General features: G+C 71.9%; 16 protein-coding genes and 1 pseudogene. 8 read left to right on the top strand and 9 right to left on the bottom strand.

The genetic code is table 11. The annotated features are described in order from the left end of the window. Window positions 1-9: 9 nt before the first annotated feature. The 4 genes and pseudogenes from I6J71_RS11985 to I6J71_RS47995 all read right to left on the bottom strand — a co-directional run bounded on the left by I6J71_RS11985 (window position 10) and on the right by I6J71_RS47995 (window position 1798). Entirely contained in the window at window positions 10-465 is a 456-nt protein-coding gene (locus I6J71_RS11985) for a pyridoxamine 5'-phosphate oxidase family protein (RefSeq protein ID WP_370542122.1), read from the bottom strand. Between the two features lie 478 nt (window positions 466-943). Beyond that, window positions 944-1378, bottom strand: coding sequence for a hypothetical protein (locus I6J71_RS48000; protein ID WP_239154700.1), 435 nt, complete (start codon window positions 1376-1378; stop codon window positions 944-946). 79 nt (window positions 1379-1457) lie between these two features. Further along, window positions 1458-1541, bottom strand: a pseudogene (locus I6J71_RS50580) (LysE family translocator); the annotation flags it as partial. A 23-nt stretch (window positions 1542-1564) separates the two neighbouring features. Next, on the bottom strand, window positions 1565-1798 hold the full coding sequence (locus I6J71_RS47995) for a LysE family translocator (RefSeq protein WP_239154698.1): 234 nt from the start codon (window positions 1796-1798) through the stop codon (window positions 1565-1567). Window positions 1799-2062: 264 nt separating this feature from the next. Here I6J71_RS47995 and I6J71_RS11975 point away from each other — a divergent pair, with 264 nt between their 5' ends. Both I6J71_RS11975 and I6J71_RS11970 read left to right on the top strand, forming a co-directional pair. Then, window positions 2063-2605 (top strand): DUF6325 family protein, encoded by a 543-nt coding sequence (locus tag I6J71_RS11975; RefSeq protein WP_204094783.1) that lies wholly within the window; start codon window positions 2063-2065, stop codon window positions 2603-2605. 718 nt (window positions 2606-3323) lie between these two features. Further along, window positions 3324-3599, top strand: a complete 276-nt coding sequence (locus I6J71_RS11970) for a hypothetical protein (protein ID WP_204094782.1) — start codon at window positions 3324-3326, stop codon at window positions 3597-3599. A gap of 11 nt (window positions 3600-3610) precedes the next feature. Here I6J71_RS11970 and I6J71_RS11965 read toward each other — a convergent pair whose 3' ends face one another. Continuing rightward, window positions 3611-4573 carry a LuxR family transcriptional regulator gene (locus tag I6J71_RS11965; RefSeq protein ID WP_204094781.1) on the bottom strand — a complete coding sequence of 321 codons (963 nt, stop codon included), beginning with the start codon at window positions 4571-4573 and terminating at the stop codon, window positions 3611-3613. 186 nt (window positions 4574-4759) lie between these two features. Here I6J71_RS11965 and I6J71_RS11960 point away from each other — a divergent pair, with 186 nt between their 5' ends. Further along, the gene (locus I6J71_RS11960; protein ID WP_204094780.1) at window positions 4760-8167 is read left to right on the top strand and encodes a S8 family serine peptidase; all 3408 of its coding nucleotides are present in this window, start codon (window positions 4760-4762) and stop codon (window positions 8165-8167) included. A 92-nt stretch (window positions 8168-8259) separates the two neighbouring features. Beyond that, window positions 8260-9354, top strand: a complete 1095-nt coding sequence (locus tag I6J71_RS11955) for an aldo/keto reductase (protein ID WP_204094779.1) — start codon at window positions 8260-8262, stop codon at window positions 9352-9354. On the opposite strand, the gene I6J71_RS11950 is transcribed toward I6J71_RS11955, so the two are convergent. After that, complete coding sequence (locus I6J71_RS11950; protein WP_204094778.1) at window positions 9355-11103, bottom strand: amidohydrolase; 1749 nt, start codon at window positions 11101-11103, stop codon at window positions 9355-9357. It lies immediately after the preceding gene. Between the two features lie 150 nt (window positions 11104-11253). Next, a complete protein-coding gene (locus I6J71_RS11945; protein ID WP_204094777.1) occupies window positions 11254-11487 on the bottom strand; it encodes a hypothetical protein in 234 nt (77 codons plus the stop codon). A gap of 196 nt (window positions 11488-11683) precedes the next feature. Here I6J71_RS11945 and I6J71_RS47990 point away from each other — a divergent pair, with 196 nt between their 5' ends. From I6J71_RS47990 to I6J71_RS11935, 3 genes are all read left to right on the top strand, one after another. Beyond that, window positions 11684-11833, top strand: coding sequence for a hypothetical protein (locus I6J71_RS47990; RefSeq protein WP_239154696.1), 150 nt, complete (start codon window positions 11684-11686; stop codon window positions 11831-11833). Further along, complete coding sequence (locus I6J71_RS11940; protein WP_239154693.1) at window positions 11830-12282, top strand: hypothetical protein; 453 nt, start codon at window positions 11830-11832, stop codon at window positions 12280-12282. The genes I6J71_RS47990 and I6J71_RS11940 overlap by 4 nt, the downstream gene beginning before the upstream one ends. Window positions 12283-12416: 134 nt before the next feature. Further along, the gene (locus I6J71_RS11935) at window positions 12417-12824 is read left to right on the top strand and encodes a glyoxalase/bleomycin resistance/extradiol dioxygenase family protein (protein WP_204094776.1); all 408 of its coding nucleotides are present in this window, start codon (window positions 12417-12419) and stop codon (window positions 12822-12824) included. 159 nt (window positions 12825-12983) lie between these two features. Here I6J71_RS11935 and I6J71_RS11930 read toward each other — a convergent pair whose 3' ends face one another. Together I6J71_RS11930 and I6J71_RS11925 are read right to left on the bottom strand one after the other, a co-directional pair. Beyond that, entirely contained in the window at window positions 12984-13436 is a 453-nt protein-coding gene (locus I6J71_RS11930) for a universal stress protein (RefSeq protein WP_204094775.1), read from the bottom strand. A gap of 418 nt (window positions 13437-13854) precedes the next feature. Continuing rightward, window positions 13855-14355, bottom strand: coding sequence for a pyridoxamine 5'-phosphate oxidase family protein (locus I6J71_RS11925; protein ID WP_204094774.1), 501 nt, complete (start codon window positions 14353-14355; stop codon window positions 13855-13857). A gap of 199 nt (window positions 14356-14554) precedes the next feature. Between I6J71_RS11925 and I6J71_RS11920 the strand changes: the two genes are divergently transcribed. Then, a complete protein-coding gene (locus I6J71_RS11920) occupies window positions 14555-15604 on the top strand; it encodes a S1C family serine protease (protein ID WP_239154691.1) in 1050 nt (349 codons plus the stop codon). Window positions 15605-15830: the final 226 nt, after the last annotated feature.

Here is a 15830-nt window from a genome sequence, read left to right as displayed (position 1 = left end):
CAGAGGCGATCAAACCGGGCCCAGGTCCGCGGACAACCAATGCGCGGGCTGCATCGTGATGACGATGTGCTCGCCGATTTCGCGCCTTTCGAACTCCAGGAACGCGGAAACCGCATCCGGGGCCAGATAGCGCGCCACCATTTCCCGGGACTGCTCGTCGGTGCTGACGCCGCCCAGGGTGGCCGGGCCTTCGACGGAGACGTAGCGGACCGTGGGCGCGATGCGCTGCACCATCAGGGTGAACCGGCCCGCCGACGAGATCGCCCGCGCCTTCCGCGACGCCGGCGACGTGCGGATCCACAGCACACCACCGGGTGAGTACTGGTACCAGATCGGCACCACCAGCGGCGCCCGGTCGGCCCGCTCGACCACCGACAACGCCCCGATGTGCGGCTCTGCCAGGAATTCTTCACGTTCTCGCACCGATAACACCATGCCGAAGACCCTAAACACCGGATCCGGCAAAAACCGACCTGAGTCCACAATGGACACCAAAAATTGTTTTCAGAACCCGTAACGCTCGGAAATCCCGCAACGACGCCCTGAATACACCTGTTGCCGACCAAGAGGGGGATGCGAGATGATGCGCGACCGTGATCTGACGCCCGGATCCGGCTCCTGACCGAACCGGATTCGGTGCGGGTTTCCGGCGGCGGGCCGGTCGGGTCGACCGCCGCCGCCGAGCCGGCGCGCCAGGTGTCCGCGCGCGGCTGATCACCCGGCTCACCGCGCCGGCGGCCAGTCCCGCGCGGTCACCGTGCACCCGAGCGACGCCGAACGGCCCCCGGTCGGCGCCGCCGTCGTGCGCCAGACCGGCCGCACGACGCGCTCGCTGACCGGGACCGGCCCGGAACGCGCTGCGCGACCTCGGCCTGTTCCTGCTCGGTCACCCGCCGCCCGGCGAGCACAAGCTGATCTCGGCCATCGCCGAGATCTCGGTGGACTACCGCGACAGTCCCTTCGTCCACGGCCGGCGCCACGGGCACCCGCGGCTGCGCGACCGACACGCCAGACCTGGCCTCCGCACCGCCGGCAGCGCGCCCAGCTCGCTTGCCGAGCTAATCGACCGGCCCGGTCCCGTCGTGCTCACCGGCCACCGCGACGAACCGGTCCTCGCCGGGCTCGGCCCGGTCGTGCGCACCCGCCGGTGCCGCGCGATGGCGTCCTCGACCCCAATGCCTTCTTCACCCGCTGCGCGCTCCACGACCGCGGCGTCGCCCTGGTCCGCCCCGACGGCTACCTCGGGCTCCTTGCCGGCGAGCTCGATCCCGGCGCCATCGTGGACCACCTGCGGCGCCTGCTGTCCGGCCGGTCGGGGACGCTCGAGCGCCAGCCGCCCGGCGAGGGCGAGCAGGACCGTGCCCGAACCGGCATCCACGGCTTGGCGGGCGCGGCGCCGGCGGGCCGGCGCAGAGGCCGACGGTGCTGTCCACCACCACCTCGAACGCCAGGAAGATCACGCCGAGCACGAGGACCTGCAGCCAGACGTGCCCGAGCCCGCGGTCGACGAACTGCGGCAGGAACGCGACGGAGAACGTCACCGTCTTCGGGTTCACCAGGTTCGTTACCGCGCCGCGCAGGTGAGCGCGGCGGCCGCTGACCGGGGACGTCGCGACCAGAGCGGGTCCGCACGCCAGGCACGGCGCAGGGCTTGGACGCCGAGGTAGGCCAGATAACCGGCACCGGCCTGCCGCAACGCGGTGAACACCGCCGGCGCGTCCGCGAACAGCGCCGAGAGACCCACCGCGGCGGCCGTGATGTGGACGACCTCGCCGGACGCCACGCCGAGCACGGCCATCAGGCCCGTCCGTGGCCCGCCACGCCCCCCGAGGCGAGGACGAACATCATGTCCGGGCCCAGCGCCACCATCGCCAGGAAGGTCGCGACCAGGTACAGCACGAGCGTTCACGGGCGTCGGTCGGCTACGGCCGACGTCCGCGCGACCACGGAGTTACGTCGTCCACAAAGGACCCCGTCGACCCGGCTCACCCCCGGCGGATGATGCGGGCCGCGGGGCGGGTTGCCGAGGCTGGACGGTGCCGAAGTCTCGGAAAGGAGTCACATGACAATCGGACCAGTTCAGCTGATCGTATTGGGATTCCCGGAGCCGCAGTTCCACGGCGCCATCATCGACGAGCTGGAACGGCTGCGGGAGAGCGACACCGTCCGGGTCATCGACGCCCTCGCCGTCCACAAGGACACCGACGGCGAGGTCGAAGTGGTGCACCTGAGCAACCTCACCGACGACGAAGCCCGCGAACTCGGCAGCAAGGTCGGCGCGCTCATCGGGCTGGGCATCGAGGGGGAAGAGGGCCTCGTCGCCGGCGCCGAGGCCGGTGCCGCTGCAGCGGACGACATCCAGGTCTTCTCCGACGAAGACGCATGGGACGTGCTCGAGGAGATCCCCAACGGCTCGGCCGCCGCACTGCTGCTGCTGGAACACCACTGGGCCGTCCCGCTCCGCGACGCCATCGCGGCCGCCGGCGGCTTCCGCATCAGCGACGGCTTCATCAGCCCCCTCGACCTCATCGGCATCGGACTGCTGACCGCCGAGGAGGCCCGTGAGCTGCACGCCCAGGAAACCGCCGCCGTCGGCGCTTCCTGATCCGTCAAGACCGACCCACTCGAGGAGGCAGAAGATGTTCGGATCACGCAGGGTCGCGCGCCGGACCGCGCGGCGCACCGCGCGCCGCGTCTCACGGCGCCGCTCCTGACCGTCCGGTGGTCGCCCCGGCCCGGCACCAGGCGGGAGGGCGACCGCCGGCAGTGACAGGCGGCTGTCGCCGCGGGCGGACTCGGTCCGGAACCGGTCCCGCCGGCGAGCCGACCGAGGTTGGCGCGGCCGATCGGAGGGCACCGGCCTCCGGTCTGCGTAGCACTGCCCGCCCCGCGGCTGGTGTCCTCGTCCGCGGACGTCTTCCGGACACCGATCCCGCGAGGGCCGCGGTCGCCGGCGAAACGAAACCGGAGTGGCCCAACCTCGGAGCCGGTACGGAGCAGGTAACCGGCCTGGCTCCGGTGCGAGACGCCCAGCCACCTGACCCCGAGACGGCACAACCCGACCATCCAGGTCGCCACCGGCGAAGCTGCGTGCCACCACGCCGGCAGGTGCCGAGCGGCCGGCCTGACCTGGCCGCGAGACGAACGCCAACCCGCGAATCCCGCGGGCGCCGACCCGGGCCCGACCGTCGGCTCGGGAAAACGAACGCGGAGGCAACCCGGCTGCGTCATTCTCTGCGCCGACCACGCGCTTCACCTTCGCCGGGCGATGTGCGCGAGGGGCCAGGCCGCGAGCGTGTGCCCGGACAGGAGGGAGGCCACCCATGAACAACCACCAAACCGGCCCCGCGCGTGAGGACGTGCACCGGGGGCTGCTGATCGCCGCGGTGTCGCTCATCGGAGCGAGTGCCGTGCTGGGGATGGCGGGACTGGCGGTGTTCGGGTCCGCCGTCGTCGTTTCGGGGCGGCACTGGGCTCGCCGCGTCGAGCTCACGCCGGCCGAGCTGGCGAAGCTGAAGTGGTCCCAGGCCAAATCAGCGGCGAGCGCCGGGAGCGGCGCCTGGCGCGAGCACCACCACCCTCACCACCACGGCCACTGAACCCGCAGCCGTCACAACCAGCCCCGCCGCGTGGCTTCCATCGCGATCTGGAACCGCGTCCGCGCGCCGACGCGGCGCATGAGCTTCGTGACGTGCCGCTGCACTGTGCGTTCGCTCCAGCCGAGCGCGCGCCCGACCGCCTTGTCCGTCAGCCCGGACGCCAGCAGCACCAGCAGCTGCGCCTCGTCGGGCGGCAAGGCGTCCGCGGCGCCCGACTGGAACGGCACGCTGCGCGCCCACACCGCCTCGAACAACGCGATCAGCGCGTCCAGCAGCGGTGACGGGTGGATCACGTACGAGGCCGTCAGCGCCACGTCCCCGGGACGCAGCAAGGGGATCATGGCGTAGCGGTCGTCGGCGATCGCGAGCTTCATCGGCACGTCGCCGGCGATCCGGGCCTCCTCACCGTGCCCCACGCCGACCGCGATGTCGTCGAGGACACCGCTGAGTTCGAGCGCGCTCTTGTCGTAGACGACGCGGTAGCGCACCCCCCGCTCCAGCAGCGCGAGCTCGACGTGATTCGGCTCCTGGTGCCCGTTCGGCGCGGCGTAGGGCGGGCGGTCGAACCCGCGCATCTGCACCCGGACCTCCTGCTGCACCCGCGCCCACCGCTCGTTGACCTCGTCGCGCCCGGAGATCACCTCCACCAGCTCACCCGGGTGCGCGAAACGGGTGCTCGCGCGGTACGTGGCCGTCAGCGTCGCGATGTGGCGGCGCGTGTCGCGCAACGCGGCTTCGCGTTCCTGCAACACGGCCTCGATCGCGCGGTCCGGCGGCACCACGACGAACCGCGAAGGCCGTCCCGCCGAACGCGTCGCGAGCCCGAGGTCGACGAGCCGCTGCACCGCCCGGCGCACGCCCGCCGGCGGGCGGTGGCAGTCTTCCGCCAGCTCGGCGGCCGTCGCCTGCGTCCGGTGGACGAGCGCGTCGTAGACCGCTTCGTCGTCACCGCTGAGCCCGATCGCCTCGAGCACGTCGTTCCTCCCACTGGTCCGGACCACCAAGTGTGTCGGAAACCCGACAGGTGACCGGAACTGGCCACGCTGCAAGCTTGTCACGCCCCTGATCACTCCTGCACCGTTTTCCGGGTGGCGGGCGCCCACCCCGACGCGCCCGCCACATCTCCCCCGCCAGAGGTGACGGAGCGAAGGAGTCTCCCCATGTCCCTGTCCGCCTTGCGGACGCGCGGGCAACGCCTGGTCCTCGCGGTGCTGGTCGCCGCCGGGACGCTCGGCGCGCTGCCCGCGGCACCGGCGTCGGCCGCGCCCACCGGCCCGGCCCGCTCGCCGAAGATCGCCCAGGAACTGAGAACCCGGATGGCCACGGCCCGGACCGGCCCGGACACCCGGTTCGAAGCCGCCGTGGTCCTCAAGGACCGCACCGGGCTCACCCGGGCCGGCGCCCGCGAACAGCTCGCCGATTCGGCCGCCGCCATGCAGGCGCCGGTGGTGAACCTCGTCGACGCGCGCGGCGACCAGGTCGTGAACACGTTCTGGCTCAAGAACATGGTCCTCGTGCGCGCCACGCCGGCCACCCTTGACTCCGTCGCCGCGCTGCCGCTGGTCGACCACGTGATCCCGAACTTCACCCTCACGACTCCGACGGAGCCGCCGGTCAAGAAGGTCGCCGCGCGCCAAGCCGGCGAAACCGCGACGTGGGGCGTGCAGAAGATCGGTGCCGACCGCGTGCAGCGGGAGCGCGGGCTGACCGGCAAGGGCGTGCGCGTCGCGATCCTCGACACCGGCATCGACGCCGAGCACCCCGACCTCGCGGGCAAGCTCGTGACCGACGACCCGGCCGATCCCGAACACCCCGGCGGCTGGCTCGAATTCGGCGAGGACGGCAAGCCCGTGCACTCCACACCGCACGACAGCGCCTACCACGGCACCCACGTCGCCGGCACGATCGCCGGGGGCGACGCGTCCGGCACGCAGATCGGCGTCGCGCCCGGCGCGGACCTGATGGCCGGCCTCGTGATCCCGGGCGGGTCCGGCACGCTCGCGCAGGTCATCGCCGGTATGCAGTGGGCGATCGCGCCGTACGACGCCGACGGCAAGCCCGCCGGGAAGCCGGCCGACGTCGTCAGCATGTCGCTGGGTGAGGAGGGCTATTCCGACGAGATGGTCGAGCCCGCGCGCAACATCTCCCTCGCCGGCGCGTTTCCGGCCTTCGCCATCGGCAACGACTGCGGGCCCGGCGGTTCGGCCAGCCCGGGCAACATCTACGAGTCCGTGGGCGTCGGCGCGACCGACGCCGACGACGACGTGCCCGACTTCTCCTGCGGCGGCGTCGTCCACAAGACCGACTGGCAGAACGCCCCGGAGTCCTGGCCGTCGAGCTACGTCGTCCCCGACCTGTCCGCGCCCGGTCTCGACGTCACGTCGGCCGTGCCCGGCGGCGAGTACGGCAGCCTGAGCGGCACGTCGATGGCCACGCCGCACGTCTCGGGCACGGTCGCCCTGATGCGGCAGGCGAACCCGGGCCTGAGCGTCGACGACACGCTCGACATCCTCAAGGGCACCGCGTTCTCCGACGACCGCTACGGCGCGCTCCCCAACACCCGCTACGGCGCGGGCCGGATCGACGCGTACGCGGCCGTCGCCGAAGCGTCGCTCTCCAGCGGCGTCAGCGGCACGGTCACGGCCGACCGGACGCGGGATCCCCTGTCCGGCACCACGATCACCGTCACGTCGACCGGCCGCAAGGCCACGACCGACGCCGCCGGGCACTTCACGCTGCGCCTGCCCGCGGGCCGCTACGACCTCGCGCTGGCCCGCTTCGGCTACCGCGACCAGCACGTGACCGCCACCGTCGTCGACGGCACGATCGCCGACCTGGAGATCACGCTCCAGCCGACCCCGCGCGGCACGATCACGGGCCGCGTGACCTACGGTCCGACGCGCTCGGCCGTACCCGGCGCCACCGTCCGCGTGCTCGGAGTCCCGGACGAGCTCACCGCCGTGGCCGACCGCACCGGCCGCTACACCGTGCGGGACGTCCCCGAGGGCACGTACCAGGTGTCCGCGTCCGCGCCCGGCATCTCCGCCACCGACCCCCGGCAGGTCGTCGTCACGGGCAAGAAGTCCCCCGGCAGCACGGACTTCGCGTTGCCCCGCCCGGCCGCGACCCAGCGCGTCTCGTTGTCCGGCAGCGGGCAGGAAGTCCACGCGGACGCGTTCTGGCCCGCGCTCAGCGGCGACGGCGGGGTGATCGCGTTCGGTGACTTGGCGCCGGACCTCGTGCCCGGCGACACCAACGAGGACGTCGACGTCTTCGCGCGCGACGCCCGCACCGGGATCGTCGAGCGGATGTCGGTCGCCTCCGACGGGACGGGCGCGAACGCGTGGGCGATCAGCCCGACCGTCAGTCCCGACGGCCGCTACGTCGGTTTCCTCAGCGGGGCGACGAACCTCGTGCCGGATGACACCAACGGCGTGCCCGACGCGTTCGTGCACGACCGCAAGACGGGTAAGACCGAGCGGGTCTCCGTCGGCACGGGCGGGGTGCAGGCGGACCAGTCGTCGAGCCAGCCGATCGTGACCGCGGACGACCGCTACGCCGTGTTCCTGAGCACCGCCGCCAATCTGGTGCCCGGGGACACCAACGGCCGCCAGGACGTGTTCCTGCGCGACCGCGTCAGCGGCCGCACCGAACTGGTGTCGGCCGGAGCGGACGGTGCGCCGGCGAACGGCGATTCGCTCGAGCCGAGCATCAGCGCCGACGGCCGGTTCGTGGCGTTCGAGAGCGGCGCCGAGAACCTCGTGCCGGGGACCGCGAACACCCACCGCGATGTCTTCGTGCGCGACCGGAGCGCCGGGACGACCGAGATGATCCCGGCGCCCGCCGGCGCCGAGGCCACGCAGCCGTCGATCAGTGCCGACGGCCGCAAGGTCGCCTACGCGATCAGCGGCACCGATGAGGGTTTCCAGGTGTACGTCTACGACCGGCAGACGCACACCAACACCCTCGTGACGCGGGCGCTGGGCGCGGCCGGCGGCGCGAACGCGTACTCCGCCAGCCCGCGGATCAGCGCGAACGGCGCGTTCGTGGCGTTTTTCAGCTTCGCCACCAACCTCGTCGCCGGCGACGACGCCTTCTCCGACGTCTACGTACGCGACCTGCGCGCCGAGACGACCGAGAAGGTCTCCGGCGGCCCGCACGGCGAGCTGGGCGACGCGTACAGCGACTTCCCGTCGATCAGCGCCGACGGCAAGTACGTCGCCTTCGAAAGCGAAGCGACGAACCTCGTCGCCGGGGACACGAACGGCTACTCCGACGTGTTCGTCCACGACCGCACGCCGGGCCCCGAACCGCGCTTCGCCGTGTCGGACCTCGCGGCCGACACCCACGGCCACGCGCGGATCACCGCGGCGGTGAAGAACGTCGGCGAACGCTCCGGCTCGTACACGGGCGTGCTGTGGCTCGACGGCGCGGTCGCCGGCGAGCAGACGGTGTCGCTCGGCACCGACCGGACGGCGCAGCTGTCGTTCGACCTGCGAAATCTGGCGCGCGGACCGCACACCGCCCGCCTCGGCGGTCTCACGGTGTCGTTCACCGCGGGCCGCTAACACCGGGCCGGGAGGGCGGCGCGGCCCTCCCGGTCCGGCTTCGCACGACTCTGGACTTGCGGGTCCATTTTTGGCCGAGCACGGTGGGGGTCATGACTTTCGACCAGTACTACCTGCTCGGCCGCTCCGGGCTCCGCGTCAGCCGGCTCGCGCTCGGGACCATGAACTTCGGCACGGCGGGTTTCCACGCCCCCTACGGCAAGACCACCGACGAAGCCCGGCCGATCTTCCGGCGCTACGTCGAGGCCGGCGGCAACTTCCTCGACACCGCCGACTTCTACACGGCCGGCCACAGCGAAGAACTGCTCGGCCAGTTCATGGCCGAGGCGGGCAACCGCGACCGGATGGTCGTGACCACCAAGTTCACCAACAGCGTCGACCCCGGCGACCCGAACGCGGGCGGCAACGGGCGCAAGCACCTGATCCGCGCGCTGGAGGCCTCGTTGCGGCGCCTGCGCACGGACTACGTCGACCTGTTCCTGCTGCACACCTGGGACCGCATCACCCCGGTCGAGGAGGTCCTGCGCACGTTCGACGACCTCGTGACCGCCGGGAAGATCCGCTACGCGGGCCTGTCCGACGTGCCCGCCTGGTACGCCTCGCACGCGCAGACCCTCGCGGACGCGAATTCGCTGACCCCGATGGTCAGCCTCCAGCTGCCGTATTCCCTCATCGAGCGCGGCATCGAGACCGAGCACGTGCCCGCGGCACAGCAGCTCGGCCTCGGCGTCACCGCGTGGAGTCCGCTCGGCGGCGGGTTCCTGAGCGGCAAGTACCGCAACTCTGGCGACACGGTCACCGGCCAGGGCCGCCTGGCCGAGGACGGCGACGCGTGGACGCAACAGCAGTGGCAGCTGCTCAAGACCCTCGAGACGGCGGCCGGCCGGCTGGGCGTGCCGATGGCGCGGGTCGCGATCAACTGGGTCGCCACGCAGCCCGGCATCGCGTCGGCGATCGTCGGCGCCAGCAGCGCCGAGCAGCTCGGCTCGACACTGGCGGCGCTCGACTTCGAGCTGCCCGCCGAGATTCGCGCCGAACTCGACCGCGTGAGCGCGACGCCGCCGGTCGGCGTGTACCGCATGTTCACGCCGGAGTACCAGTCCTGGCTGGTCAGCACCGGCGCGAAGGTGGGCGACAAGCCCGCGGGCTACGCGCCGGCCGTGCGCAACTGGCCGGACGGGCAGTGATCAGTCCTTTTCGTACACCACCCGACCGTCCACAACGGTCAGCTCGACGCCGATGTCCTTGATGGCACCGGGATCCACCGACAGCGGGTCGGCGTCGAGCACGACGACGTCGGCCAGCTTGCCGCGGTCGATCGTGCCGAGGGTGCGCTCGGCGAACTGCGTCGTGGCGCTGCCGAGCGTGTAGAGGTGCAGGGCCTCGCGTGCGGTGATCGCGTGCTCGGGGCCGAGGACGTCGCCCTTGAGCGTCTCGCGCGTGACCATCCAGCCCAGCGACCACAGCGGGTTCGGCGGCACCACGGGCGCGTCGGTGCCGCCGCCCGCGACGAGGCCGGCGTCGAGGATCTCGCGGATCGGGATCGCCCGCGCCCCGCGTTCCTCGCCCCACCACTTGACCTGGTTGGCGCCGAGCAGCACGGGGTGGTCCTGCACGCTCGCGAGCAGCCCCATCTTGCGCATGCGCGCCATGTTCTGGCTGCTGGGCAGGAACAGGTGCATCAGCACCCAGCGCAGCCGCGCGAGCGGGGTTTGGCGGTGCACGGTGTCCATGACCCCGACGATGAAGTCCATCGCGGCGTCGCCGACGACGTGCGTCTGCACCTGGAACCCGTGCTGCGCGGCGCGGCGGTACATCTCGGTCAGCTCGTCGGCGCCGCCGGGCGGCAGCAGCTGCACGCCGTGGTAGTCCGCGCTGGTCTGTTCGCCGGGCACGAGCTGGTACGGATCGCGCAGGAACCCGCCTTCGACACCGCCGTCGGACAGGTACTTCAGGCCGTCGAACCGCAGCATGTCGTCGCCGGTGCGCGGCTTGAACGCCGCGACGGCCGCGTCCACGTCCGCGAGCGCGGCGATCCGCCACAGCAGGTGCGCCCGGGTGGTCATCCGGTGGTCGTGCCAGAGGCCGGTGTAGATGTCGATCTGGTCGGGCGAGAGGCCGGGCTCCGTGACGCCGGTGATGCCGAGCGCGTTGTGCTCGGCCATCTGGTCCAGCAGCTGCTGCCGCTGCTGGTCGGCCGACGGCGGAGGCGGCAGCACGGACGTGAGCAACGCGCGTGCGCGCTCCAGCAGGACACCGGTGGGCTCGCCGTTCGCGTCGCGCACGATCACGCCGCCGGTCGGGTCCTTCGTGGCGCGCGTGATGCCCGCGAGCGCCAGCGCGGCGCTGTTGACGGTGGCGACGTGCCCGCCGCGCGGGATGTACACCGGGTTCTGGGGCGACACGGAGTCGAGCTCGGTGCGGGTCGGCAGGCGGCCCTCGGCCAGCAGGCTTTCGTGCCAGCCCGACCGCGCCTGCACCCACGCGCCGGCCGCACTGGCGGCCACCCGCTCACCGATGCGCGCGACGACATCGGTGATGCTGCGCGCCTCCAGCAGCGACACGTTCGGCCGGTCGAGCGCGGAGTTGAACTGGTGGAGGTGGCTGTCGATCAGGCCGGGCACGACCGTGCGCCCGCGCAGGTCGATCCGGCGCGTGCGCCGCCCGGCGAGCCGCAGGACCTGGCTCGATGATCCGGTCGCGAGGATCCGCCCGCCGCCGATGGCCACGGCCTGCGCGGAGTGCCCGTGCAGCGCCGCGGTCACGACGTGTCCATTGTGGAGGATGAGGTCCGCGCCGTCGTCCGGCCGCGGCGCCGCCGACGCGGCCGAGGCGCCCACCACCATCGGCGCCACCGCCAGCCCCGCCGCGGCGGCGAACAAGGTCCGCCGGGAAACCGTCGAGGGCGTGACTTCCGAACCGCACAACTGGCACATACGTCGACCTTCCGGACAAGGGGACCGTCATATATCGCGTACTTATGTCGGCGGTGACCGTATCAACAGATGCGCAGGCGTTCCTAGATCTTGGCAACTCGGGTTCCATCTGCTAAGCAGCGCTAAATATCCACCGGAAGTCCGGGCTGGTCATGCGCGAGGTTCGCGCACGACCAGCTCCACAATGGACACACCGGCCCTGACCAGCGGGTCTTCCCGGGCACCGGTCGGGAACTCGGCGAAGAACCCGAACTGCGTGCCGGTGCGCTCGGCGACCTGGCGGACGGTCTGCAGCACCGGGTGCGAACCGTCGCCGCTGGTGCGACGGGTCAGGTCCACCTTGATCCGCGCGGTGCCCGCGTCGTGAAAGACGAACCGCGCCACAGCCGCATGGCGCCACCGTGAGCTCAGCCCGGACCCGGTAGCGGTCCAGCTCGACAGCGTAGTAACCGACGCCAGTGCCCGACGCGCTGCGCCGGGTGAGGATCGGGGCGGTTGATTTTCTCCTCCTCGCCGCACAGCCGGCTCGGCGGTTATGACAGGTCCGTCAGGGCTCGTGGCCCCGGGGAGGGAACCGGCCGTGAACTACCTGAAGAACTTCATCCCGTGGATCGGCTTCGCCATCGTCTCGACGCAGGCCGATTGGCGCTGGTCGAGCGTGCTCGGCCTGGTGCTGGCCGGTGGTCTCCTGCTGCTGGAGCGCCGCGGGGCAAGGCGTGGGACGCGTTGATCATCGAACTGAGCGCGGTGGTGTTCTTCGCACTCCTGTCCGGCTACGCCTTCGCCGACCCGGCCTCACCGCTGCGCGACTACGTCGGCGCCCTGACCGACGCCTGGCCCGCGCTCACCGCGTGGGGCTCACCGGTGGTCCGCCACCCCTTCACCCTCGGCATCGCCCGCACCGTGCCCCCGCAGCAGGTGTGGCACCATCCCCGCTTTCGCCGGGTCAACGTGGTCATCACCGTGGTCTGGGCCGCGAGCTTCACCGTCTCCGCCGCGGCCGGCGCGTTCCTGCTGCGCCCCGCACGCCACGGTCGCGCTGGGCGTGATCAAGGTCCTCGCGTTCGTCGTGCCGGTCACGTTCACGATCCACTACAGCGAGCGGAGCCGGGCGCGGGCGCGGCAGGCCGACGAAGACGCGACCTGACGCGCCCGCCTTCCGCCGCGCGGCCTGGATGAACGACTCGGGCGCTTGCGCGACGCCCGGAAGCCGGCAGTCTGTTCGGATTTTGCCGGTGTTCATCCTCGAATGAGGACCTTTCCCGACCTCGATGCCTCGTACCGTCGGTGTGATCCGAACGAAAGGACCCTTTGTGAACTTCGCTTCCGTCCGCCTGATCACCGACGACGTCGAACGCCTCGTCACCTTCTACGAACTCGTCACCGCAACGCCCGCGACCCGGAGCACCCCCGACTTCGCCGAGGTGCGCTTCCCCTCGGCCACGCTCGCCATCGGCAGCACCCGCACGGTCGCCCGCTTCGCCCCCGGCTCGGCCGGCCCGGCGGCCAACCGCTCCGCGATCCTCGAATTCCTCGTGGCCGATGTGGACGCACGTCACGAGTTTCTGCGCGCCCACCTCACCGACGTGGTCACCCCACCCACCACCATGCCGTGGGGCAATCGCGCCTTCCTGTTCCGCGATCCGGACGGCAACCTGGTCAACCTGTTCACGCCGGTGACCGAGGAAGCGGTCGCGAAGTTCGCCGCCGTGCCCCGTTGAGGCGGACGATCGTCAGGACGTGGCGTCCTTCTTGCGTTCGCGGCGGCCTGCGCCCCGCACCCGGGGCTGGAGCGGCAGCCTGGCCCTGGTCCACGATGGATGGTCTTTCGAGTGCACGCGAGGTCGTCCGGCCCAGCCCACCTGCGGCGAAGAGCCGGCTCATCCCGGCAGCGGGGTGTCCCCGTGGATGATCAGCACCGGGCACTTCGCGTGCGCCGCGCAGACCGCGCTGACCGAACCCAGCAGCAGACCCGCGAAGCCCCCGCGGCCGCGGCTGCCGACGACGAGCATGCGGGCCTCCGCGCTCTCCTCGAGCAGGGACTTGGCTGCACCGCCCTCGACGACGCGTTCCTCGACGGCCACCGACGAGGTCTCGCCGAGCACTTTGCGCACGGTCTTCGCCAGGATCTGGCGGGTGTCGGCCTCCGGGTCCCAGCCGTCCGGCCCCAGCACCGCGACGCCGCCGCCCGGGAGCACCGGCGACCAGCTCATGACGGCCCGCAACTCGGAACCCGTCTGGCGGGCCATGAACTCGGCCCAGCGCAGCGCGTGCTCGGACGCCTCGGACCCGTCGACGCCGACGACGATGTACGGGGTGGCAGGTGCAGACATGGAACGTCCTTTCGGGAGGGTCACGTGCGGCGGGCGGCCGCGACCACGGCGATCGTCACCGTGCCGCAGGTGCTCGCCGTGAGCACAAAACCTCAGTACCCGATCAGACTGCCAGCCGGAGCGCTCGCGAGAACGGTGACAATGATCGCAACCCCCCAACGCACTGCCCGCCTGGCGTGCCACGTCGCCCGCTACTGGCGCGCGCGAGCTGCGGTTCACGCGTGTCCATGCGGGCGCCCGCGAACGTCAGCGGCACGCGCGCGAGTGAGCTGGGAAAATGCGACGGGCTCAGGGAAGCGGCGCGTGACCGAATGGGCCGGTGGTGTCGCCCAGTTTGCCGGTCCCCCGCAGGCCGGCCGTGTCGTCGGCGCTTCCCCGACCGCAGGAATCCGTCACAGACCGCCGCGACGGTGGCGATTCACCCGGCGCGCCGCCGTTCCTCTCGTTCGCGCGCCAGCTCCTCGACCGCGCTCGGCAGGGTCGTCTCGAAGTCGATCAGCTTCGCCCACGTCGGGGTCACCACAATGCGGACCATGCCGTCGTAGAGCGAGCGGACCTCCTTCTCCCACTCGACGCGCTGTTCGGCCGTCATCCCGTACGAGCCGTTCATCTGCAGGTACTCCTCCGGGATGCCGTCGACGACGTCGAGTTCGGCACGGCCGCGGATGAGCAGGATCTTCGGTGGGTGGATCTCGGTGTCGATCGTCAGCGCGACCATCGGGTTCGCCCGCAGCGACGGGAGCTTCGGCGCGTTCTTCGACGTGCACATCACGATCTGCGCGCCGGTCCAGGTGAACCCGATCGGCACGTTGCGCGGCGTCCCGTCCTTCGCGACGTAGGCCAGCCGCGTCAGGTCGCGGGCCAGCAGCTCCCGGCTGTACGGGCGGTTCAGGACCTCGGTGACCTCGTTCGCCTGCATGGTGCTCCTCGTTTCGTCTCGGGCGGCCGGTGGTCCGGCCGCTGTCGTGCCCCGGGGACGGAGCCGGCCGGGTGTTCTCGACAAGCAACCTTTGTGACTCAGGTCATAGCCGCACGGATCACCTGCTGCGGAGGAAGACGGCGGGGCCGACCAGGGCGGACAGTGGTTGGCCCCGCGAATCACCCGAGGAAGGCGCGCCGTGACCGGTACCCGCCCGACCCGCCGTTACCGCATCGGCGTGCTGGCCGCCCTGCTCCTCGCCACCGCCTGCACCGCGGACCCGACCACGGCGTTCCCACCCGAGACGGCCACGCAGGCACCGCTCCCGCCGGGCACCGGCAGCCTGGCCGACGTGCCGGACGTGTCCGCGCGGTTGCTGCCGAGTGTCGTCAAGGTCCTCGCCGGAAGCGGCAACGGCAGCGGCGTCGTCTACACCGCCGACGGGCTGATCCTCACCAACGAGCACGTCGTCCACGGCGCGTCGGCCGTGCAGATCGCGTTCGCCGACGGCCGGCGCGACCCCGGCACCGTCAAGGCGGTCGACGTCGACACCGACCTCGCCCTGGTGCAGGTCGGCCGCCGTGGCCTGCCCGCGGCACGGTTGCAGCCGCAGCTGCCGGTGATCGGCGAGCTCGCCATCGTGATCGGCAGCCCGCTGGGCTTCGAGAACAGCGTCACGGCCGGTGTGGTGTCGGGGCTGCACCGCGAGATTCCGGGCAGCGCCACCGAAACCCACGCCCTGGTCGACCTGATCCAGACCGACGCGGCCATCAGCCCGGGCAACAGCGGCGGCGCCGTGGTCGACGCGCAGGGCGAGGTGGTCGGCATCAGCGAGGCCTACATCCCGCCCCAGGCCGGCGCCGTCTCCATCGGGTTCGCGATCCCCGCCGCGACCGCCACGGACGTCGCCGAGCAGCTGCGCACGACCGGCCACGCCCGCCACGCCTTCGCGGGCCTCGAACCGGCCCAGATCACGTCCCAGATCGCCACCCAGCTGCACCTCCCGAGCACCGACGGCGTCATCATCACCGCCACCGTCCCCGCCGGCCCGGCCGCCACCGCCGGCCTGCAGCCCGGCGACATCCTCCTCGCTGTCGACGGCCGCCCGACGCGCCGCCCGGAGGACTTCGTAGGCGAACTCCGCCGCCGCTCCCCCGGCGACGTGATCACCGTGACGGTGCGCAGCCCGGACAGCCGGGAACGGACGGCCCAGCTGACGCTCACCGACCGGCCGGCCGCGAGCGGGTGACGCCTTCGCCGGCGGCTGCTCACCGAGTTCGGCACCCGATGGTCTTCGCAGCACGGAAACCGTTGCCGTGCCACCCCCTGGCTACGGAACCGGCCAGGCCGGCATGAAACCGATAGCGTTCACGCTGCGCCGGATTGCCGCTTGCGGGCCGAACTCGATCGCCTTCCGCACCACCACGATGTTCTCGCGTCCACCCCGGCACACACCGAGCCGGTCGATCCGACAA

This window comes from Amycolatopsis sp. FDAARGOS 1241 (genome assembly GCF_016889705.1).
In the GTDB taxonomy this organism is placed as follows: domain Bacteria; phylum Actinomycetota; class Actinomycetes; order Mycobacteriales; family Pseudonocardiaceae; genus Amycolatopsis.
This window is presented reverse-complemented; position numbering and strand designations above follow the sequence as displayed.